Raw genomic sequence first — 20,214 nt, forward strand, 5'->3', positions numbered from 1 at the left:
CCGCCCCGGCTACGCGGCGGCGGGCCGGGGCCGCGGCGCGACCAGGCCGATCCCGGACAACGCGCAGGCCAGCAGGGCCAGTTCGGGCACCGATGGTGGCCCGTCGGTGCCCAGCGCCCAGGACCCGAGCCGGACCGTGAACGGCACCGCGAGCTGCACGGCCGCCGTGAACACCGGGCCCCGCAGCAGGATCAGCCGGTGCTGGACGAGATACGCGGGCGCGTACACGGCGCCGCCCAGCAGCACGATGCCGCCCCACTGCGCGAGCGTCGCCCCGCGCGCGGCCGCGGCGAACGGCAGCAGCATCACCGTCGCCGCGCCGAGCAGCGCGGCCGACGGCGGCAGATCGCCCAGTCGCCGCCGGTAGAGAAAGCCGTACGCCGCGAACGCGAGCATCCCGGCGAGCGCGAGGACCAGACCGGCCGGATCGATCCGGCCGCCCCCGGCCTCCAGCGCGTACCCGCCTGTCGCCGCCGTGGTCACGACCCGCACGGTAGCCGTGAACCGGGCGGTGGCGGGGCGCCTTTGACCCGCCGGTGACCTCGTCGTCGCACCACGAACCGCCGGGTCGGCCGAACGCAGGTCCGAACCAAGTGGCAGGATCAAGGGGTTCACGATCCAGGGGGGCCATGGTGAACCGACGACGTCATGCCGCGCGCCGTGCCGGGAGGATACGAAGACGCCTGGCGCGCATACTGCTGCCGAGCGCGGTGATCGCCTCCGTGCTCGTCGCGGGCGGGGCCGCGTACGCGTACTGGCAGCACACCAAGACGCTCGCCATCGCCCGCTGCGTACGGGCCGGGCACGCGCCGACCGGATCCACGATGGGCGCCGTGCCGGGAGTCGTGCCCGTGGTCGGGCCGGGCACGTTCACCACCGCTCAAGGGGACGGGACCCGGGTCGGCACAGGGCACCTGCGGCGCTACAAGGTGCAGGTGGAGGACGGCACCGGCCTGCACGCCGACGACGCCGCGCACGAGATAGCGGGCATCCTGGCCGACCCGCGCGGCTGGAGCCGCGACGGCGTCGACGCCTTCCAGCTCGTCGGCTCGGGACCACGCGACTTCATCGTCAAGATCGCCACCCCGCACACGGTGGACTGCCTCTGCGGATCGGCCGGTCTGGACACCGGCGGCGAGGTGAACTGCAGCATCGGGCGCACGGTGGTCGTCAACCTCCGCCGCTGGGCGGGCGGTTCACCGGAGTTCGACGGGCCGATCGGCGAGTACCGGGCGCTGATCATCAACCATGAGGTGGGACACCGCATCGGCCACGGCCACGAGACGTGTCCGGGGCCGGGCCGGCCCGCCCCCGCGATGATGCAGCAGATCAAGGGCCTCCACGGCTGCACCGCGAACGCCTGGCCGTTCGACCGCGAGGGCACCTACCTCGGCGGACCGCACGTCCCCTGACGAGGCGGCTCACCCGCCGCGGAGGATGCCCCGGCCTGCCGGACCCTGCTTGGCTCGGACCATGGTGGGCGCACATGCGGGTCCCGTCGCGCGGTGGGCGCGGTGGACGCTGGACACCCTGGCGGACGTGACGGGGGCGCTGGCGCGTCCGCTGGTCTCGGCCGTGCTCGACCGTCTCGACCTGGACGCCGTGGTGGCCCGGGTCGACGTGAACCGGATCGCCGACCGGGTGGACGTCGAACGGATCGCCGCCCGGGTCGCGGTGAACCGGATCGCCGAGCGCGTGGACGTGAACCGGATCGCCGACCGCGTCGACGTCGACGCGGTGATCGACCGGATCGACCTGGTCGGACTCACCCGCGACGTGCTGCGCGAGATCGACCTCGGACGGATCGTCCGCGACACCGGGGGCGGGATGACCGTGGAGACCGTCGAGGCGTTCCGGCTCCTGGGGCAGCGCGGCGACCGCGGCGTCAACCGGTTCGCCGACCGCTTGCTCGGCAGGTCCCCATCGCCCCCGCCCCCGCCGGACGACGCCGCCGCACCGCCTGCGCGGCGGACCCCGTGACCGCGCCGGACGGCAGACCCCGGACCGGTGGCGAGGCGGCGGGGATCGTCTCGCGCGGTGTCGGGGCGGTCATCGACGCGTTGATCCTGGCGCTGATGGGCCTCGTCGTCCACGTGGGCGCCGGCTGCGCCCTGCTGCTCGTCACCGGGCCCCCGTTCCGGTTTCCCCAACTCCCCGGCTGGCTCACCGGATCCGTCAGCTGGACCGTGGCCGTCGTCTACCTCGGCGGTGCGTGGCACGCGGTCGGCTGGACGCCGGGCGGCCGGCTGATGGGGCTGCGCGTCACCGACCGCTCGGGCCGCCCGCTGGGGCTGCCGCGCGCGCTGGCGCGCGCGGTCCTGTGCGTGACGTTCCCGCTGGGCCTGTGCTGGATCCCGTTGAGCAGGCGCCGCGCGGCGGTGCAGGATCTGGTGGTGGCCAGCGTCGTGTCCTACGACCGGCCGTGACCCGGTCCCTCCGGGCCTCACCCGTGGCGGGTGGGGGCCGGGGTCCGAGGAAGCTTCGCGGCGGCGCCCAGCCCGCCGAGCCCGATGACGGCGAGGACCACGAGCGCGACGGCATACGGACCGACGGCCGGATCGGCCACCAGGATGGTGCCCGCGATCGCGGTGCCCAGCGACGACCCGAGGTTGGACACACAGCGGGACAGGCCGGAGATCTCGCCCTGCATGTCCTCGGAGAAGCTCGACTGCACCACGTTGACCGACGGCGTCAGCATCAGCCCGAGCCCCAGTCCGATCAGGAGCAGCCCGGGGGTGAAGCTCCAGGCCTTCGGTGCGCCGTGGGCCAGGGCGATGAGCACGCCGATGCCGCAGATGGTCACGGCGAATCCGGCCATGATCAGCGTGCGCTGTGCGCGCCGCTTGGCGAAGCGCTCGGCGCCGAGCGAGCTGACGAGCAGGCCGACCGTCGACGCGGTGAAGATCACTCCGGTGGCGATCGCGGAGTATCCCCGTACGACCTGGAGGTAGGTGGCGACCACGAAGGACAGCCCCATCAGCAGCAGCCACTGCACGTGCTGGGTGATCAGGCCGAGATCGGAGGTGCGGTTGCGGAACAGCGCGGTCGGCAGCAGCGCGTCGACCCCGGCCCGCTCCCTCGCGCGCACCCAGCGGAAGAACCCCACCAGGACGAGGACGCCGGCCAGCAGCAGCCCGACCGACAGCCAGAGGTTGTCGTCCGCCGCGAGGATCCCGAGGACGACGAGGACCAGGCCGCCGGCCGACAGGACCGCCCCGCCGGTGTCGAAGGGACGGTGCGGGTCCGGCGGCAGCGGGTCGTCCAGCCGGCGGCTCAGCAGCACGATCACCGCGACCACCAGGGCCTGGAAGAGGAAGGCCGCCCGCCAGCTCAGCGCCGTGGTGATGAGCCCGCCGAGCAGCGGTCCGGCGGCGGCACCGACACCGGCCATGGCCATGATGGTCCCGAAGGCCCGGGCCCGCTCCGTCACCTCCGTGAACAGCAGTGTGGTGAGGATGTAGACGGGCGGGATGAGCAGCGCGGTGCCGGCGCCCTCGAGGATCGAGTTGCCGAGGATGAGGACGCCCAGGCCGGGCGCCGCCGCGCTGAGCAGGGCTCCGATCCCGTACACGGTCAGGCCGACGATGAGACAGCGTTTGCGGCCGTAGCGTTCGGTGAGGATGCCGCCCGGGATCATCAACGCGGCCATCACCAGCAGGAAGGCGGTGATCGCGATCTGCACCCCCTGCACCGTGGTGTCCAGGTCCGTGCTGATGTCCTTGATCATCACGGTCATGTTCGACCCGGCGAAACTGCAGATGAACTGGGCCAGGGCGAGCGGCGCCAGCACCCGGCGCCGCCGGCTGCGGCTGTGCCGTCGGGCGTCTGCCGCATCGGGGGTGGACACCACGGTCATCACTTCGCCTTCGCTCACGAGCCGCACGGACCGGACGTCGTCAGCCTCCTGACAGGTGCACCGCCGGGCGTCACCCCCGGAGGGTGACGCCCGGCGGTGACGCGGCCGTGACACTCGGCGGCAGAGCGGTGCAGTGGGCACCCTCCTCGAACCTGGGGGTCCTGTCATGGTCACCTCGACGACGTCGCACCACAGTCCGGGCAGCGCGAAGGCGGCGGCCGCCGGCGGACTGACGATCTTCGCGGCGGTGATGCTGTTCATCTCCGGAGCGCTGAGCTTCTTCCGCGGCCTCTCGGCCGTACTGGAGGACAAGGTGTTTCTCACGACACCGAACTACGTCTACGAGTTCGACCTGACGAGTTGGGGCTGGGTCCATCTCGTCTGCGGGGCCGTCGCGGTGATCGTCAGCATCGGACTGTTCACGGCCATGAAGTGGGCGCGGATCCTCGGCATCGTCATCGCCGGCCTGATGATGATCGCGAACTTCCTTTCGCTGCCCTACTACCCCTTGTGGTCCCTCACGCTGATCGCGCTGGACGGCTTCATCATCTGGGGGCTTTGTGTCGTGCAACGCGACCCGCTGTCCTAGCCGAGGTGCTCCATGAAGAACGGACGGGCGCGTACGACGGACGCGCAGGCCGAGCGGATCGCCGGATTCGTCGATCGTCTGCGCGTCGAACCGGGTTCCAAGGTGAACCTGTCCAAGGACTTCGACCCCGCGCGCACGGTGGGCATCAAGAACAAGAAGGAGGGCCGGGAGATCCTGCGCAGCGGCGTCGCCCTGCTCGCCGACTACCAGCGCAGACTTGCCGCCGACGGGAGCCACGGGGTGCTGCTGTGCCTGCAGGCGCTGGACGCCGGGGGCAAGGACGGCACCATCCGTCACGTCATGAGCGGGGTGAACCCGCAGGGCGTGCGCGTGGCCGGTTTCAGGGTGCCCTCCGCCGGGGAACTGGCCCACGACTACCTCTGGCGCTACACCCGCGAGCTGCCGCGCCGCGGGGAGATCGGCATCTTCAACCGGTCGCACTACGAGGAGGTGCTGGTGGTGCGGGTGCACCCCGAACTCCTCGACCGGCAGCGGCTGCCCGGTCGGCCCAAGAGCAGGAAGGCGCTCTGGCGCCGACGCTTCCGGGAGATCAACGCGTGGGAGAGGTACCTGACGGACAACGGATTCCGGGTCGTCAAGGTGTTCCTGAACCTGTCCAAGGAGGAGCAGCGCGTCCGCTTCCTCAAACGGATCGACGTCCCGGAGCGGAACTGGAAGTTCTCCGCGTCCGACGTACGGGAACGGGCCCGGTGGGACGACTACCAGGCGGCCTTCTCCGACATGCTGTCCGCCACCAGCACGCCCTGGGCCCCATGGCACGTCGTGCCCGCCGATCACAAGTGGTACGCGCGGATCTGCGCGGCCGCCGTCCTCGCCCGGACCCTCATCGAGATCGACCCGCACTATCCGGCGATCGACGACCGCAGTCGCCATGAACTGGAGCTGGAGAAGCGGCAGTTGGAGAAGGAGGCACCGGCCGGCGCGGCGGCCGATCCGTACGCCGTCAAGCGCCGTGGACACCAGGGGCACGGTGGAGATCGGAGGCGGCGATGACGGCACAGGCGCCGGGAGGGAAAGCCCCCGTCGCGCACACGCCGGCCTGGTACGCGCGCTCGGCCGAGGCGGTGGCCGGTGAACTCGGCGTCGACCCGGCCGTGGGCCTCGACGCCGCGCGGGTGGCCGCGCGGCGCGCCCAGGACGGGCCGAACGCCCTGCCGGAGGAGCGGCCGGTGCCGGGCCTCCTCCGGTTCCTCGCGCAGTACACCTCGTACATGCAGGTCATCCTCGTCGTCTCCGCGCTGGTGTCGCTCGCCGTGCAGGAGTGGGGCACCGCGGTGGTGCTGCTGGCCCTGACCGTGGTGAACGCGGTCATAGGGCTCCGGCAGGAGGGCAAGGCGGAGAGCGCCATGAACGCCCTGAAGGCCATGACGAAAGCCACGGCGCGGGTTCGGCGCGAGGGCCGGGAGACCGAGATCCCCGCCACGGAGGTGGTCGTCGGGGACGTCGTGCTGCTCGCCGCGGGGGAGGAAGTGCCGGCGGACGGGCGGCTCGTGGCGGCGAGCGCCCTGCAGATCGACGAATCCGCCCTCACCGGCGAGAGCGTCCCCGTCGCGAAGGACTGCGCCGTGGTGAAGGGCGACGGGCTCGGCCCGGCGGACCAGACGGACATGGCGTTCATGAACACCCCGGTCACCCACGGCAGCGGCCTCCTCGTCGTCACGGCCACCGGCGCCGCGACCGAACTGGGCCGCATCTCGGGAATGTTGACGGCCACGCCGCAGGAGCAGTCGCCGCTCACCCGGGAGTTGAACCGGCTGACGCTGTGGATCGTCGGGGCGGCCGGAATCACCATGGTCGTGATGTTCACGCTGGGGCGTGCCCGGGGCGCGCCGTGGGAGGTGCTGTTCGTCAGCGCGGTGTCGCTGGCCATCGCCGCTGTGCCCGAGGCGCTGCCGACGGTGACGCAGACGATCCTGTCGCGGGGCGGCCTCGACCTCGCCCGCCGGCACGCGATCGTCAAGGACCTGCCGTCGGTGGAGACGCTCGGCTTCACCTCGGCCGTGAACACCGACAAGACCGGCACGCTGACGGTCAATCAGATGACCGTGGTCGAAGTGGTGGACGCCTTCGACCGGTACACGGTCTCGGGGACCGGCTACGGCCTCGACGGCCGCATCCACCACGCGGTGGGCAGCACGCCCCGCATCGACGAGGCGATCCTGCCCTACCTCGTCGCCGCCGACGCCACGCTGGTCGACGGGCAGGTGGTCGGGGATCCCACCGAAGGCGCGCTGCTCGTGCTCGGCCACAAGGCGGGTCTCGACGTGGCGGCCACCCGTGCGGGACTGCCTCGGCTCGCCACGCTGCCCTTCGACCCGACCTACAAACTGATGGCGACCTTCCACCCGGCCGCGGACGCGGCGGGGCGGCCGGTCGTGCGCTGTTTCGTCAAGGGAGCGGCGCCGGCCGTGCTGGCCCGCACCACCACGGCCCTGTCGGACGGTGCGGGCATCCCGTTCGATGCCGCGCTGCGCGAGGGGGCGCTGCGCGAGGTCGAGCGGATGGAGCGCGCGGGCCGCCGTGTGATGGCCGCCGCCACTCGCGACCTCGACCCCGCACGGTTCGCGCCGGACGGCGATCTGCTCGCCCTGGTCACGGAGTTGCGGGTCACCAGCCTCGTCGGCATGGTCGATCCGCCGCGCGACGAATCCCGGGACGCCGTGGCCGCCGCGCAGGCCGCCCACATTCGCGTACGGATGGTCACCGGGGACGACGTCACCACCGGCGCCGCGGTCGCCCGGCAGGTCGGGATCGGCGGAGAGGCGATCCTCGGCGCCGAGTTCGCGGCCCTGCCGGAGGAGGAGCGGCTCGCCCGGATCGACGGCATCGGCGTGGTCGGCCGGGTCGCCCCGGAGCACAAGGTGCTGCTCGCCGAGACCCTGAAGAAGAAGGGCGACGTGGTCGCCATGACCGGCGACGGCGTCAACGACGCCCCCGCCATCAAGGCGGCCGACATCGGCATCGCCATGGGGTCCGGCACCGACGTGGCCAAGAACGCCGGCCGGATGATCCTCTCCGACGACAACTTCGCGACGATCCTCCACGCGGTGGAACAGGGCCGCAAGATCTACGACAACCTCACCAAGTACATCCGCTTCGTGCTGGTGCTGCTGGTCGTGTTCGTGCTGACGTTCCTCGGGGCCGCCCTGTTCGACATCGCGGACGGCGAACCGTTCACGCCCGCGCAGGTGCTGTGGATCCACTTCGTCGTCAACGCGGCCTTCGGCTTCTCCCTCGGCTTCGACCGGGTCAGCCCCGGACTGATGGCCCGGCGCCCCAGGCCGCGCGGCGAACCGGTGATGACACCCGCTCTGATGCTGACGGTCGCACTGGCCGGGACGGCGATCACCGTGGGACTGCTCGGCCTGATCGCGCTGGGGGCGGCGCGCTACGACAGCGTGCGCATCGGCAACTCCATCGCGTTCACCTCGTTCGCGCTGTGCCTGATCGTGGCCGCCCTGGAATGCCGCAGCCAGACAGGATCCGTGCTGACCACGGAGACGTTCGACAGCAAGCAGCTGAACTGGACGATCCTCGCCGAGTTCGTCCTCGCCGTCCTGGTGACGCAGACGGACGCCTTCAACCGGATCCTCGGCACCGTACCGCTGCGCATCGGCCAGTTCGGCTGGGCCCTGCTGCCGCCCCTCGCACTGCTCGCGCTGTGGGAGCTGGGCAAGCTGGTGGCCCGTCGGCGCCGGACGCCCGCGGGTGCCGGACGGCGGTGAGGGGGCGGTGCCCGCGTTGCCGCCCGGCCTCAGGACGCTGCGGGAGTACCGCCGTGCCTGGCTGGTCAAGGACCTTGTCGCCGGGACCGTCCTGACCACGCTCCTCGTCCCGCAGGGCATGGCGTACGCGGAACTGGCGGGGCTGCCGCCGATCACCGGGCTGTACACGTCCGTGCTCTGCCTGCTCGCCTATGCCGTGGCAGGACCGTCGCGCATCCTCGTCCTCGGCCCCGACTCCTCGCTCGGCCCGATGATCGCCGCGACCGTCCTGCCGCTGGTCGTGGCCGACGGCGACAGCGCCCGCGCTGTGGCGCTCGCCTCGGCCCTGGCCCTCCTGGTCGGAGTGATCACGCTCCTGGCAGGGGTGGCACGTCTCGGCTTCGTCGCCGACCTCATCTCCAGGCCCACCATGATCGGTTACCTGAACGGCCTGGCCCTGACCATCCTCGTCAGCCAGCTGCCGAAGCTGTTCGGCTTCTCCACGGAGGCCGACGGGCTGATCGCCGAACTCGGCGCCTTCGTGCGAGGGGCGGCCGAGGGGGAGACCGTGCCGGCCGCCATCGCCGTGGGCGCCTCGGGCATCGCCCTCATCCTGCTCCTGCAGCGGCTGCTGCCGAAAGTGCCGGCCGTCCTCGTCATGGTGGTGCTCGCCATCGGTGCGTCGGTCGCCTTCGACCTGGGGGAGCACGGCGTACGCCTCGTCGGCCGGCTGCCCGAGGGACTGCCGCCGTTCACGATCCCCGACATCCGCTGGGACGACCTCGGACCGCTGCTGGCCGGGGCGTTCGGCATCGCCCTGGTGTCCCTCGCCGACACCATCTCCAACGCGTCGGCCTTCGCGGTCCGCACCGGCCAGGAGGTCAGCGGCAACGGCGAGATGATCGCGATCGGCTCGGCCAACGTGGCCGCCGGGCTCTTCCAGGGATTCCCGATGAGCACCAGCGGCTCGCGGACGGCTGTGGCCGAGCGTGCCGGAGCCAGGACGCAGCTCACCGGCGTGGTCGGTGCCGTCCTGATCCTTCTCATGCTCGTCCTGCTGCCCGGGCTCTTCCGCGACCTGCCGCAGCCCGCGCTGGCCGCCGTGGTCATCACGGCCTCGGTGTCGCTGGCCGACCTGCCCGGGACCCGGCGGCTGTGGCGGCAGCGCAAGGCCGAGTTCTGGCTGTGCATCGCGGCGTTCCTCGGCGTGGCCCTGCTCGGTGTGCTGCCCGGCATCGCGGTCGCGGTGGGCCTGTCCATCCTGAACGTCTTCCGGCGCGCGTGGTGGCCCTACAGCACGGTGCTCGGGCGCGCACCCGGCCTGGAGGGATACCACGACGTACGCTCCCACCCGGGCGCCGAGCAGCTGCCGGGCCTGGTGATCCTGCGCTTCGACGCGCCCCTCTTCTTCGCCAACGCCAAGACGTTCCGCGACGAGGTCCTGCGGGCCACCCGCGCCGAACCGCCGCCGCGCTGCGTGCTGCTCGCGGCCGAGCCGGTCACGGACGTCGACACGACCGCGGCCGACATCCTCGTGGAACTGGACGAGACCCTCCAGGAGCGGGGCGTGCTCCTGGTCTTCGCCGAACTCAAGGATCCCGTGCGGCGCAAGATCGACCACTACGGCCTCGACCGCACCTTCGACCCGGAGCGCTTCTTCCCGACAGTGGAGAGCGCCGTCGCGGCCTTCCGGTCACACGGCGGCGCCCACTGGAGCGGCGGCTAGCCGACCGGGGCCGCCCCGTTCGCCACGACGGACAGCAGATGCGTGCCCCACGGCGGCACGTCGACGTACAGGCCGCTCTCCAGCAGTTCCTGGCCCGAGCGCCCGTACCGGTCGTTGTCGAGGAGCTCGGTCAACTCCCAGGAATCGGTGCCGAGTTCGGTCCACGGGAGCCGGATCCTGGCCTGTGCCGGATGGCCGGAGAGGTTCACCACGGTCAGGAACCGGCCCGCGGGGCCGGTCCAGCAGGAGGCGATCAGATCACGGCCCGAGTCGTTGTCGGGCCAGCCGGTGCAGTCGAGCAGCTGCCACCGGCCCGTGCGCATACCGCTGCGGTGCACACCCGACAACAGCCGTTCGTGGAAGGCCCGCAGGGACGTGTCCGCGCTCTCGGCCGGGCGCCGGTCGAGGAAGACCGGCAGATGGATCCGGCGTCCCGTGAACTGGCCCTCGTGCCACAGCGTCGCGCCGGGCAGCGTCGCGATCAGCACGGCCGCGGCCCGCTCCTTGTCCGGGGCGAGCGTCCGCGCGGCCCGGGGCTCGTCGTGGTTCTCCAGGAACCGGACGAGCCGGCGCTGGTACTCCTCGTCGGCCCGCAGATGCCCCCGGACGGACTCGGCGCCCTCGTGCAGCAGCCGGTCGTAGAGGCGCTTGTCGTAGCAGAAGTCGAACCCCTGCTGCTGCAGCGCCCATTCGAGATCCCAGTACGCCTCCGCCGCGAAGACCATTCCCGGGTGGCGGCGCCGGACGGCGGTCAGCACCTCCGGCCAGAAGTCCGCCGCGGGCGGTGCGCCCACCCGCTCGCCCCACGTCCGCGTGAACACGTCGTTCATGAGCAGCATCGCCATGTCGCAGCGCACGCCGTCGCAGATCACCCCGATGTGGCCGAGCACCTCGCCGGTGGCCTGCCGCAGCTCGGGGCTGAAGGCGTTCAGCTGCACCACGTCCGGCCAGGGCGCGAAGTACGGGTCGCGGCCCCGCGCGAGGACGGCCCGCCCCGTGTCGAGGAACGCCGCCGGATCCCGTACCGCGTCCTGGACGTCCCCCTGCACGAAGTACTCGGGGTGCTCGCCCACCCACGGGCTGTCCGGGGCCACGTGGTTGGGCACGTAGTCGAGCAGCAACCCGACGCCCCGGTGGTCGAGTTCGGCCCGCGCGGCGGCCAGCCCCGCGGCGCCGCCGAGCGCCGCGTCGACCTCGTAGCGGCGGATGCAGTACGGCGAGCCGGCGATGTCCTCCTCGCCGATGTCCCCGACGGCCTCGCTGAACGCCGCGCGCAGCGCCGGGTTCTCCAGGGCGATGGCCCGCCCGCGAGGGCTGCGCTCCCACACGCCCATGAGCCAGACGGCGTCGGTCCCGGCCGGCGTGATCTCGTCCCAGACGTCCTTCGGCACGTCCCCGAGCCCGGTCGCGCGGCCGGTGCGCAGCGCGGTCTCACGCAGCCACACCCGGGTGTTGACCTCGTACACGACGGGCTGAGCGGGCAATGAGGTCATCGGGACTGCCTCCTCTTGTGGCCGGGACGGAAGTCCTCGGGACCGAGCGTGCCGAAGATCTTCATCAGGGCGGCGACCAGGCCCGTCCAGCCGGTCTGGTGGGAGGCGCCGATACCGGCGCCGTTGTCGCCGTGGAAGTACTCGTAGAAGGAGACCAGGTCCCGCCAGTGCGGGTCGTCACGGAACTTGGGCTGGCCGCCGTACACCGGCCGTCCGCCGTCCTCGCCGCGCAGGAAGATGCGGGTGAGCCGGGCGCTGATGTCCTGGGCCACCTCGTACAGGTTCTTGTGCACGCCCGAGCCGGTCGGGCACTCGACGGTGAGGTCGTCGCCGTAGAAGCCGTACAGATTGAGCAGTGCCCGCACCACGAGGGCGTTCATCGGCAGCCAGACCGGCCCGCGCCAGTTGGAGTTGCCGCCGAACATGCCCGTGTCCGACTCGGCGGGCAGATAGGAGACCTTGTACTCCTCGCCGTGCACCCGGAACGTGTACGGGTGTTCGGCGTGGTGGCGGGAGAGCGCCCGGATCCCGTACGGGCTCAGGAACTCGTCCTCCGACAGGACGCGGGCGAGCACCCGTACCAGCTTCTTCTCGTCCATGACGGACAGCAGCCGCGGCCCGCCCGTCGTGCCGGCCGTCGCCGACGACATCGTCACCGACAGCGAGGGATGACGGTCGGCGAACCGCTGCAACCGCTCGCCGAGACCGGACAGCTGGGCCAACTGCTCCGGCTGGAACACGGTCGACGCGCACAGGGGCAGCAGCCCCACCATGGAGCGGACCTTCAGCCGGTCCGCCCGCCCGTCGGGCAGCCGCAGCACGTCGTAGAAGAACCCGTCCTCCTCGTCCCAGAGCTCGTCCCCGAGGTCCCCGAGCCGGTCCATCGAGGCGGCGATCCACAGATAGTGCTCGACGAACTTCACGACCAGGTCCCCGTACGAGGAATTGTGCTCGACCAGCTCCAGCGCGAGCTGCAGCATCGACTGGCAGTACAGGGCCATCCAGGCGGTGCCGTCCGCCTGCTCCAGGGTGCCCCCGGTGGGCAGGGGAGCGCTGCGGTCGAAGACACCGATGTTGTCGAGGCCGAGGAAGCCGCCCTGGAAGACGTTGCGGCCGCCGGGGTCCTTGCGGTTGACCCACCACGTGAAGTTCGTGAGCAGCTTCTGGAACGTGCGCTCCAGGAAGGCGTGGTCGGCCCGCCCGGTCGTGGCCCGCTCCACCGTGTACACGAAGTACGCGGCCCAGGCGTGCACCGGCGGATTCACGTCCCCGAAGTTCCACTCGTAGGCGGGGATCTGGCCGTTGGGGTGCAGGAAGCGGTCCTGCAGCAGGAGTTCGAGCTGGGACTTGGCGAAGCCGATGTCGACGACCGAAAAGGCCACGGCGTGGAACGCCAGGTCCCAGGCGGCGAACCACGGGTACTCCCACTTGTCGGGCATCGACACGATGTCGCCGCTGACCATGTGGAACCACTCGCGGTTGCGTACCCCGTCGCGCGGCGGGCTCCACGGCGTCAGATCGTGCTCGGCCAGCCATGTCTCCAGGTCGAACGCGTAGTACTGCTTCGACCACAGCATCCCGGCGAGCGCCTGGCGCAGTACCCGCGCCTCGTCCTCGCTCGCCCCGCGGGGCGTCAACTTCCGGTAGAAGTCGTCCGCTTCGGTGATCCGGTCCTTGAACACCGTGTCGAAGCCGCGGGCCAGCGACAGCTGGGCACCGGCGGGCCCCAGCCGCAGCCGTACCGTCTCGGACCCGCCGGCGGGCACGGTCAGCGTGTGGAGCGCGGCGGCCTTGGTGCCCTCCCGCCCCGGGTTGACCGCGGCCTCGTCGCCGTCGACGACGTACCGGCCGATGCCGTCCTTCACGTACCGGGACGCGTTGGCCGAGCCGAACAGCCGCTCGTGATTGGTCTCGTTCTCCGTGAACAGCAGCGCCGCCTGCCCCGCGCACCGTAGGTCGTAACTGCCGAGCTCGGGATGGTCGGCCCGGACGGTGACGGTCGAGCGCGGCCCCTCGACCGACCGCAGCCGCGGCCGGACGGCGTCGTCCGGCCGCTCGCCCCAGGACCAGGTGTTGCGGAACCACAGCGTCGGCAGCACGTGCAGCGTCGCCTCGTCCGGACCGCGGTTGTCGACGGTGATCCGCATCAGGATGTCGTCGTGCTCGGCCTTGGCGTACTCCACCGTCACGTCGAAGTACCGGTCGTCGTCGAACACCCCGGTGTCCAGCAGCTCGTACTCGAACTCCTGGCGGGTGCGGGCCCGGTTGACCGCCACGAGATCGTTGTACGGGTACGGGGCCTGCGGGTACTTGTACAGGTACCGCAGATAGGAGTGGCTCGGGGTGCTGTCGAGGTAGAAGTAGTACTCCTTGACGTCCTCGCCGTGATTGCCCTCGCCGTTGGTGAGACCGAAGGCGCGCTCCTTGAGGATCGGGTCGGACCCGTTCCACAGGGCGAGGGCCAGGCACAGCCGCTGCTGCTCGTCGCAGATGCCGCCGAGACCGTCCTCGCCCCAGCGGTAGGCACGCGAACGGGCGTGATCGTGCGGGAAGTAGGACCATGCGTCGCCCCCGGCGCTGTAGTCCTCGCGGACCGTACCCCACTGACGTTCGCTCAGGTACGGGCCCCACAGGCGCGACCGTCCGCTGTCGTCGCCGACCGGGCCGACCCGACCGGCGTGCCGCTGCGTCTTCATCCGCTCTCTCCTGCCCTCGGTCAGCTGGATGCGCCAGTCTTGGCGGGTGCCCCCGCAGCGGCTTCACCTGCCGGGGGTGAGGCTCCGGCCCGCGCGAGGAGCGTGAGCGCGATCTCGTACGCGGCCAGCACGAGCGCCACCACGAGCAGGCCGGTCCACGACGACAGCGCCAGCGCGACCAGGACCGCGACGACCACCCCGGCCACCCGCAGGACATCGGCGTGCCGCACGAGCCACGTCCGCACCGGCGACCTCCCGGCGGCCCGTTCACCGGCCCGCGCCAGGAAGCGGCCCGTGGCCCGGGCGCCCTGCGCCGTGTGCTGACGCAGCGCCACCGGCAGCCGTCCCGGTCCGGCCAGGTACGCCACGAGCGCGATGACGATGCCGAGCCACAGCAACTGGTCGCCCCGATCGCGCAGGGTGGTGAACACCGTGTGCAGCGCGGCCGCTACGCCGTCGCGGTAGACACCGGGCTGCACCTGGCCGATCAGCTGGTCCCGCACGGCCCGCAGCACGCTCGACAGCACGGTGACCGTCACGACCAGCCACAGGCCGAGCTGCAGCAGGGTGCGCCGACGGTTCGGCGACGCCCACAGGGCGAGCGCGAGCAGCACCGGCACGGCGATCAGCAGCCCCACCACCGCGCGCTTGAACAACAGCACCATTTCCTGGAGCTGCCCCAGCTCGTGCCGGTTGTAGAGGCGGATCTGCGCGAAGTCCGCCGGCAGCGACACCCCGAGCGCCTTCTCGATCCGCTGGTGCAGTCCGGGCGGAACCTCGCCGGAGGACAGCGGCGGCAGATCGAGCTTCTTGCCGAACAGCGTGGGCAGTTGATCCTCGATCGAGCCCAGCAGGTTGTTGACCATCGGCAGCAGGTTCAGGGTGACCGTGTCGCCGCTCACCCGCACGTTCTCGTTCTTCTTCTCCAGCACCGCGACGATCTGCGCGTGCGCGAACCGGTTCGTCGCGCGCCACAGGTCCTCGAACCGGTCGGTGGCGATGAGCTTGGAGATCGACTTCTGCAGATAGTCGTGCACGGCCCCGGTGACCGGCGCCGCCAGGAAGGACGCCCGGGGCGGCAGCGCCTCGGACAGCCGCTGCCTGACGTCCAGTTCGACGAAGATCTCGTTCGTCAGGTACGTGGACACGGCGGCGTTCACGTCGGGGTCCTCGGGCAGCGGACCCACCGCCGCGACCCAGCGGTCCGTGTCGAGCGTCGTCCGCGACCCCCACAGTCCGATCACCGAGGTGACCGAGAGCACGGCGACGAGTGCGATCAGCACCGCCGCGACGGCGCGGCGGACCGACAGGATCCGGGTCTGCCGGCGCCGCTCGGCGCCGGCCCGGTCGCGCAGCCGCTCGACCTCCGCGCGCAGACGTACCAGTTCGGATTCATCGGGGCTGTCCGGGGCCGGGGCACCGTCGCCTTGCCGCGGTGTCCGTTCATCGCTCATGGGCGTCGCACCTCCGCCGGCCAGCGTCCCCGGGCCGGCCCGGGCCTTGCTCACCTGCGGCGGGTGACGCGCCCCGGGCCCGTCGCCGCTGTCATGGCTGCCGTGACGGAGAAGGCCCGTCGCGTCGAAGGAGGAACCATGACAGGGATCGGACCGGTACAACTCCTCGTGGTCGAGTTCGGCCCCGAAGCCAAGGTCGAGGGGCGGATCGCCGAGGAGCTCGGGATCCTCGAGGCGAACGGGCAGATCCGTGTCCTCGACATGCTCTTCGTCCGCAAGGAATTCAGCGGGGACCTGTTCACCCTCGACTTCCAGGCCGAGGGGATGGGCGAGACGGTCGCCGCCCTGCTCGGTGTCTCCAAGGAGCGGATCAAGGCGGCCCAGGAGGAGTACCCGAGCCTCGCCGAGGGAAATGCCTTCGGCCTGTCCCTGATCGAGATCCGGGAGATGGCCGAGTCCATGGATCCGGGCGGCTCGGCGGCCTTCGTCCTGCTGGAGCACGTGTGGGCGAAGTACCTGCGCGCGGCCATCCGCGACGTCGGCGGCGTGCCCGTCGCGGAGGGCTTCCTCACCGTGGAGGCACTCGAACCCGTCGCCGCCGAGCTCCTCGCCGCCGCGGAGCGCTTGGGAGAGCCGGTCGAGCCCCGATCAAAACCCGACAAGTCGACGACCCGCAACCACCGCAGGAGGACCTGATGGCCGATCTCGTCGTGCTCGGTTTCACGGACAAGGAGAAGGCGGAAGCGGTCCTGCGCCTCAGCCGGGACCTCTCCAAGCAGGAACTGCTCGACCTGGAGGACGCGGCGCTCGCCTGGCGGACCGCCGACGGCAAGATCCACGTGCAGCAGACGTTCAGCACCACCGCCGCCGGCGCGGCCGGCGGCGCCCTGTGGGGTTCGCTGTTCGGGCTGCTCTTCCTGATGCCGGTGTTCGGTGCCGCGGTGGGGGCCGCCACCGGCGCGCTGGCCGGGAAGCTCACCGACATCGGTGTCCACGACGGCTTCGTGAAGGAGGTCGCGGCCACCCTCGAACCGGGCCACGCCGCCGTCTTCGCCCTCGTACGGCGCTCCACCCCCGACCGCGTGCGTGACGCCCTGCGTCCCTTCCAGCCCACCGTGCTGCGCACGTCCCTCACCAAGGACAAGGAGGAGGAGCTGGTCGCCGCCCTGCAGGGCAGCTGACCCGAGCGGCGGGGCACCCGCACCGGGCGCCCCGCAACGCGCCGTCGCACGCCGGAACTTCACCCGGATGAGATGGTGCCCGTCGCGCTCCCTCCCGCCCGCCGGGGCCCACACTGGCCTGTGCCGCGCCACTGCGCCCCGAGAGCGAGGTGCCCCATGGACGCGTGGTCACCGCCCGGACGGGACGACGGCCCGCAGCACACGGCCCCCTGCACGATCGCCGCGCTGCCCGCCTGGCTCGTCCCCCGGCCGCACCTCACGGACCGGCTCGCCCGGGGCGCCCTCGGCCCGCTGACCGTCGTCGTCGGCCCCGTGGGCGCCGGCAAGACGACCCTCGCCCTGGAGTGGGCGCACACCGGTCACCCGCCCGGACCGCTCGCCTGGGTCTCCTGCGACGGACGCGCCGAGGAGGCCGGGGTGTTCTGGCCCCGGGTGACCGACGCGCTGCGCCGGGCCGGGGTCGATCTGCCCGAGTCGGCCACCGCGGGGGAGGGGCCCTTCCTCGTGGCGGCCCTCGCCGCCCGGCTGAACGCGCGCGACGAGCCGGTGGTGCTGGTCCTGGACGGCTTCCAGCCGGCCCCCAGCTCACCGATCGCGGAGGGCGTCACCAGCCTCCTGCGCCACACCTCGGGCCTGCTGCGCCTGGTGGTCCTCGCCCGCCGCGACCCGCCGCTGCACCTGCACCGCGGCCGGCTCACCAGTGATGTCACCGAACTGCGCACCGCCGACCTCGCGTTCGACGACCGGGAGACGGCGGCACTGCTCGCCCAGCACGGCATCGACGTACCGAAGCACACGGTGAGCGCGCTGCGCCGCCGCACGGACGGCTGGGCCGCGGGGCTGCGGCTCGCCGCGATGTCCATGGAGAAGCGCCACGACCCCGACCGGTTCGTGGCGCAGTTCGCGGGCGACGACGAGGCGATCGCCAGCTACCTCGTCGAGGAGGTGCTCGATCTGCAGCCGCCCGGCATGCGCCGCCTGCTGCTCGCGACGAGCCTGCTCGGCCGGGTCAACGCCGAACTGGCCGCCGAGCTCTCCGGCGAGGACGCGGGCCGGCACTTCGCGGCCCTCGTCCGGGAGAACTCCTTCCTGCAGCCGGAGGGCCAGGGCTGGTACCGCTGCCACCAGATGTTCGCCGACGTGCTGCGGATGTGCCTGCGCCACGAGACCCCCGGCCTCGTCGCCCCGCTGCACCGGCGCGCGGCCGCCTGGCTCGGCGACCACGGGCTGCTCGCCGACGCCGTACGGCACCTGCTGGCCGCCGGCGACGGGGACCGGGCGGCCCGGCTGATCGTGCACCACCTGGCGATCGGCCAGGTCCTCGGCCTGTCCACGGCCCGGCTGCCCGCGGAACTGACTCGGCAGCCCCTCGACGACCTCGCGCCCGACGCGCCCGAATCCGCCCTGCTCGTCGCGGCCGTCGCCCGGACCCGCCACGACGACCGGGCCTGCGTCCGCGCGCTGGAACAGGCCGCCCGGCTGCTCGACGTCGCGCCGCCGGAGGAGGACCGCGCCGCGCGGTGCCGGCTGGCCCACGCCGTGATCCGCATGGAGCGGCTGCGCTCACGCGACCCGCAGGCGGCCCGCGCCGCCGCGGCCGACGCCGAGTCCGCGCGGCCGCACCTGCCGCATGCCGCGCTGCAACAGTGCCCGGAGATCGCCGCCCTCACACTGACCGTCCGGGGCAGCGGCGAACTCAGGGCCGGCAGCCTCAAGGCGGCCGAGACGACCCTCACCGGCGGGCTCAAGGCGGCCGGCTCCGCGGGGAACGGACCGCTGCGCCGCGACTGCCTGGTCGAACTGGCGCTCATCGAGGCGCTGCGCGGGCGCTTCCGGGCCGCCGACGAACTCACCACCTTGGCGGCCCAGCCGCCGCTGCCCGCCTGGACCGCGGCCGAGCCCACCCGCGCCACCCTGCACCTCGTGCGCGCCTGGGTCGAACTGGCCCGCGGCGCCCCCGCCCGGGCCCGGCACGAACTCGCCCGCGGCGAGGCCGCGTTGAGCACCCTGCCCGACGCGTTCCTCTCCGAGGTCGGTGCGCTGGTGGCACGCTTGACCACGGTGGTGGAGCGCGGCGGCGCGACCACGGCACCGGTCGGCGCCGTCCTGGCCGCCGCCCGGCTCCCCGGCCCGGTACTGCGCACCGTGGCCCCCACATGCACCGCGCTGCTCGCGTCCGCACGCCCGGCACGGGCCGAGGAAACCGCCGCCGTGCCGGAGCGCGGAGCGGTCCCGCAGCACCCCGCCGAGCGGCTCAGCGCACGGGAACACGATGTGCTGGACCGGCTCGCGCAGATGATGACCACCGAGGAGATCGCCGAGGAGCTGTACCTCTCGGTGAACACCGTGAAGACCCATCTCAAGAGCGTCTACCGCAAGCTCGCCGTCTCCCGGCGCTCGGCCGCCGTCCGGCGGGCCCGCGAACTGCAGCTGCTGTGACCGGCCGCTCCGGCCCCGGCAGGGGACCGCCCGCTGCCCGGGAGCGGCCCGCTCCGCGCACGACACCGGTCCCTACATCAGACCCAGCTCCCGGGCCCGGCCCACCGCCTCGGCCCGCGACCGCGCGCCCAGTTTCCGGTAGACGGCGCGGGCATGGCTCTTGACCGTGTTGTACGACACGTACATCCCGTCCGCGATCTGCCGCAGCGGCACCTCGTGCTGCAGCTCGTGCAGCACCGCGAGCTGACGACTGGTCAGCGGTTCGGTCAGCGGCGGCCCCGGTGCGTCCGGCCGCGGACCGGGCACCGAGGCCAGTACCGCCGTCGCCTCGTGCATCAGCTCACTGGCGCCGCGCGGGTTCCTGACGTCCCCCGCGATCTCCACCAGGACACCGGCGACCCACACCAGACAGGTCGTCACCGCCTCGTCCACCACCGTGGACTCGTGGTTCAGCGAACGCAGCCGCCGATGCAGGACGGACACCCGTCCGGGCCCCCGCACGGAGCCGTCGGGCCCCGTGCTCAGCACCCCTGTGCGCATGCCCCTCACCTCCCCATGTGCAGGGCATGCCCCTACCGTGGCGGGGGAGCCGAGGCACCGGAAGAGGCTTGTCGGCCCTGTTTCGACGGCGGATCCGGCCGCCGTGAACGGGGCGCCGCGCACCGGCCCTCAGGCTCTGCGGTCGCGGGGTCCCGGCAGCCGGCGCACCTCGAGGAGTTCGAGGCCGACCGCCTGGATGCGGTCGAGGATCCCGTACAGGGCCGCCTGGTCGAGGCCCGCTCCCAGCAGCACCGTCTCGGCGGGGTGCAGCACGATCGTGAGTTCGCTGAAGCCCGACCTGAAGGCCTCGCCGATCCGGCCCCGCACCCGGATCTCGAAGTCGGCGCCCGGCGATGTCCCGGCCGGTTCGGGACCCGAGCCCGCCTGTGCCCCGCCCATGACGTCACCTCCTGTGCGACAGACCGGTCCACGGCCGACCTTCTCGCGGGGGCCGGGCCGGCCACATCACCTCGTGCGGGTGACGGTGCCGGGGGAGCCGGGCTCATCCGACGCGG

Annotated in this window: 17 protein-coding genes; 10 read left to right on the forward strand and 7 right to left on the reverse strand. The window is 72.3% G+C overall.

What is annotated here, in order from left to right; translation table 11 throughout:
* Positions 1-9: 9 nt before the first annotated feature.
* The gene (locus ACQUQD_RS36325; protein ID WP_428956450.1) at positions 10-483 is read right to left on the reverse strand and encodes a hypothetical protein; all 474 of its coding nucleotides are present in this window, start codon (positions 481-483) and stop codon (positions 10-12) included.
* 146 nt (positions 484-629) lie between these two features.
* Here ACQUQD_RS36325 and ACQUQD_RS36330 point away from each other — a divergent pair, with 146 nt between their 5' ends.
* The 3 genes from ACQUQD_RS36330 (at position 630) to ACQUQD_RS36340 (ending at position 2,426) form a co-directional block, all read left to right on the forward strand.
* Positions 630-1,412, forward strand: coding sequence for a DUF3152 domain-containing protein (locus ACQUQD_RS36330; protein WP_428956451.1), 783 nt, complete (start codon positions 630-632; stop codon positions 1,410-1,412).
* A gap of 61 nt (positions 1,413-1,473) precedes the next feature.
* Entirely contained in the window at positions 1,474-1,980 is a 507-nt protein-coding gene (locus ACQUQD_RS36335) for a hypothetical protein (protein WP_428956452.1), read from the forward strand.
* Complete coding sequence (locus ACQUQD_RS36340; protein ID WP_428956453.1) at positions 1,977-2,426, forward strand: RDD family protein; 450 nt, start codon at positions 1,977-1,979, stop codon at positions 2,424-2,426. Before ACQUQD_RS36335 ends, ACQUQD_RS36340 begins: the two co-directional genes overlap by 4 nt.
* Positions 2,427-2,443: 17 nt before the next feature.
* Here ACQUQD_RS36340 and ACQUQD_RS36345 read toward each other — a convergent pair whose 3' ends face one another.
* The gene (locus tag ACQUQD_RS36345; RefSeq protein ID WP_428957742.1) at positions 2,444-3,856 is read right to left on the reverse strand and encodes an MFS transporter; all 1,413 of its coding nucleotides are present in this window, start codon (positions 3,854-3,856) and stop codon (positions 2,444-2,446) included.
* Between the two features lie 166 nt (positions 3,857-4,022).
* Between ACQUQD_RS36345 and ACQUQD_RS36350 the strand changes: the two genes are divergently transcribed.
* From ACQUQD_RS36350 to ACQUQD_RS36365, 4 genes are read left to right on the forward strand one after another with little or no spacing between them, the layout of a single operon-like run.
* Complete coding sequence (locus ACQUQD_RS36350) at positions 4,023-4,445, forward strand: DUF7144 family membrane protein (protein ID WP_428956454.1); 423 nt, start codon at positions 4,023-4,025, stop codon at positions 4,443-4,445.
* Positions 4,446-4,457: 12 nt separating this feature from the next.
* Positions 4,458-5,459, forward strand: a complete 1,002-nt coding sequence (locus tag ACQUQD_RS36355; protein ID WP_428956455.1) for a polyphosphate kinase 2 family protein — start codon at positions 4,458-4,460, stop codon at positions 5,457-5,459.
* Positions 5,456-8,191 (forward strand): cation-translocating P-type ATPase, encoded by a 2,736-nt coding sequence (locus tag ACQUQD_RS36360; protein ID WP_428956456.1) that lies wholly within the window; start codon positions 5,456-5,458, stop codon positions 8,189-8,191. The genes ACQUQD_RS36355 and ACQUQD_RS36360 overlap by 4 nt, the downstream gene beginning before the upstream one ends.
* 7 nt (positions 8,192-8,198) lie before the next feature.
* Positions 8,199-9,896 (forward strand): SulP family inorganic anion transporter, encoded by a 1,698-nt coding sequence (locus tag ACQUQD_RS36365; RefSeq protein WP_428956457.1) that lies wholly within the window; start codon positions 8,199-8,201, stop codon positions 9,894-9,896.
* Here ACQUQD_RS36365 and ACQUQD_RS36370 read toward each other — a convergent pair.
* The 3 genes from ACQUQD_RS36370 to ACQUQD_RS36380 are packed head-to-tail and all read right to left on the reverse strand — an operon-like array spanning position 9,893 to position 15,539.
* Complete coding sequence (locus tag ACQUQD_RS36370) at positions 9,893-11,389, reverse strand: alpha-amylase (protein ID WP_428956458.1); 1,497 nt, start codon at positions 11,387-11,389, stop codon at positions 9,893-9,895. The genes ACQUQD_RS36365 and ACQUQD_RS36370 overlap by 4 nt on opposite strands.
* Positions 11,386-14,085 carry an MGH1-like glycoside hydrolase domain-containing protein gene (locus tag ACQUQD_RS36375; RefSeq protein WP_428956459.1) on the reverse strand — a complete coding sequence of 900 codons (2,700 nt, stop codon included), beginning with the start codon at positions 14,083-14,085 and terminating at the stop codon, positions 11,386-11,388. The genes ACQUQD_RS36370 and ACQUQD_RS36375 overlap by 4 nt, the downstream gene beginning before the upstream one ends.
* A 20-nt stretch (positions 14,086-14,105) precedes the next feature.
* A complete protein-coding gene (locus tag ACQUQD_RS36380) occupies positions 14,106-15,539 on the reverse strand; it encodes a hypothetical protein (RefSeq protein ID WP_428956460.1) in 1,434 nt (477 codons plus the stop codon).
* A gap of 138 nt (positions 15,540-15,677) precedes the next feature.
* Between ACQUQD_RS36380 and ACQUQD_RS36385 the strand changes: the two genes are divergently transcribed.
* The 3 genes from ACQUQD_RS36385 to ACQUQD_RS36395 all read left to right on the forward strand — a co-directional run bounded on the left by ACQUQD_RS36385 (position 15,678) and on the right by ACQUQD_RS36395 (position 19,159).
* Positions 15,678-16,235, forward strand: coding sequence for a DUF1269 domain-containing protein (locus ACQUQD_RS36385; protein ID WP_428956461.1), 558 nt, complete (start codon positions 15,678-15,680; stop codon positions 16,233-16,235).
* The gene (locus tag ACQUQD_RS36390; protein ID WP_428956462.1) at positions 16,235-16,720 is read left to right on the forward strand and encodes a DUF1269 domain-containing protein; all 486 of its coding nucleotides are present in this window, start codon (positions 16,235-16,237) and stop codon (positions 16,718-16,720) included. The genes ACQUQD_RS36385 and ACQUQD_RS36390 overlap by 1 nt, the downstream gene beginning before the upstream one ends.
* A 156-nt stretch (positions 16,721-16,876) precedes the next feature.
* Positions 16,877-19,159, forward strand: coding sequence for a LuxR C-terminal-related transcriptional regulator (locus ACQUQD_RS36395; protein WP_428956463.1), 2,283 nt, complete (start codon positions 16,877-16,879; stop codon positions 19,157-19,159).
* Between the two features lie 72 nt (positions 19,160-19,231).
* Here ACQUQD_RS36395 and ACQUQD_RS36400 read toward each other — a convergent pair whose 3' ends face one another.
* Both ACQUQD_RS36400 and ACQUQD_RS36405 read right to left on the reverse strand, forming a co-directional pair.
* Positions 19,232-19,699, reverse strand: coding sequence for a LuxR C-terminal-related transcriptional regulator (locus ACQUQD_RS36400; RefSeq protein WP_428956464.1), 468 nt, complete (start codon positions 19,697-19,699; stop codon positions 19,232-19,234).
* 129 nt (positions 19,700-19,828) lie between these two features.
* Positions 19,829-20,098 (reverse strand): hypothetical protein, encoded by a 270-nt coding sequence (locus ACQUQD_RS36405; RefSeq protein WP_428956465.1) that lies wholly within the window; start codon positions 20,096-20,098, stop codon positions 19,829-19,831.
* Between the last annotated feature and the right edge of the window lie 116 nt (positions 20,099-20,214).

Origin of the sequence: Streptomyces sp. cg35, from assembly GCF_050410835.1 — a bacterium.
Classification (GTDB): Bacteria; Actinomycetota; Actinomycetes; order Streptomycetales; family Streptomycetaceae; genus Streptomyces.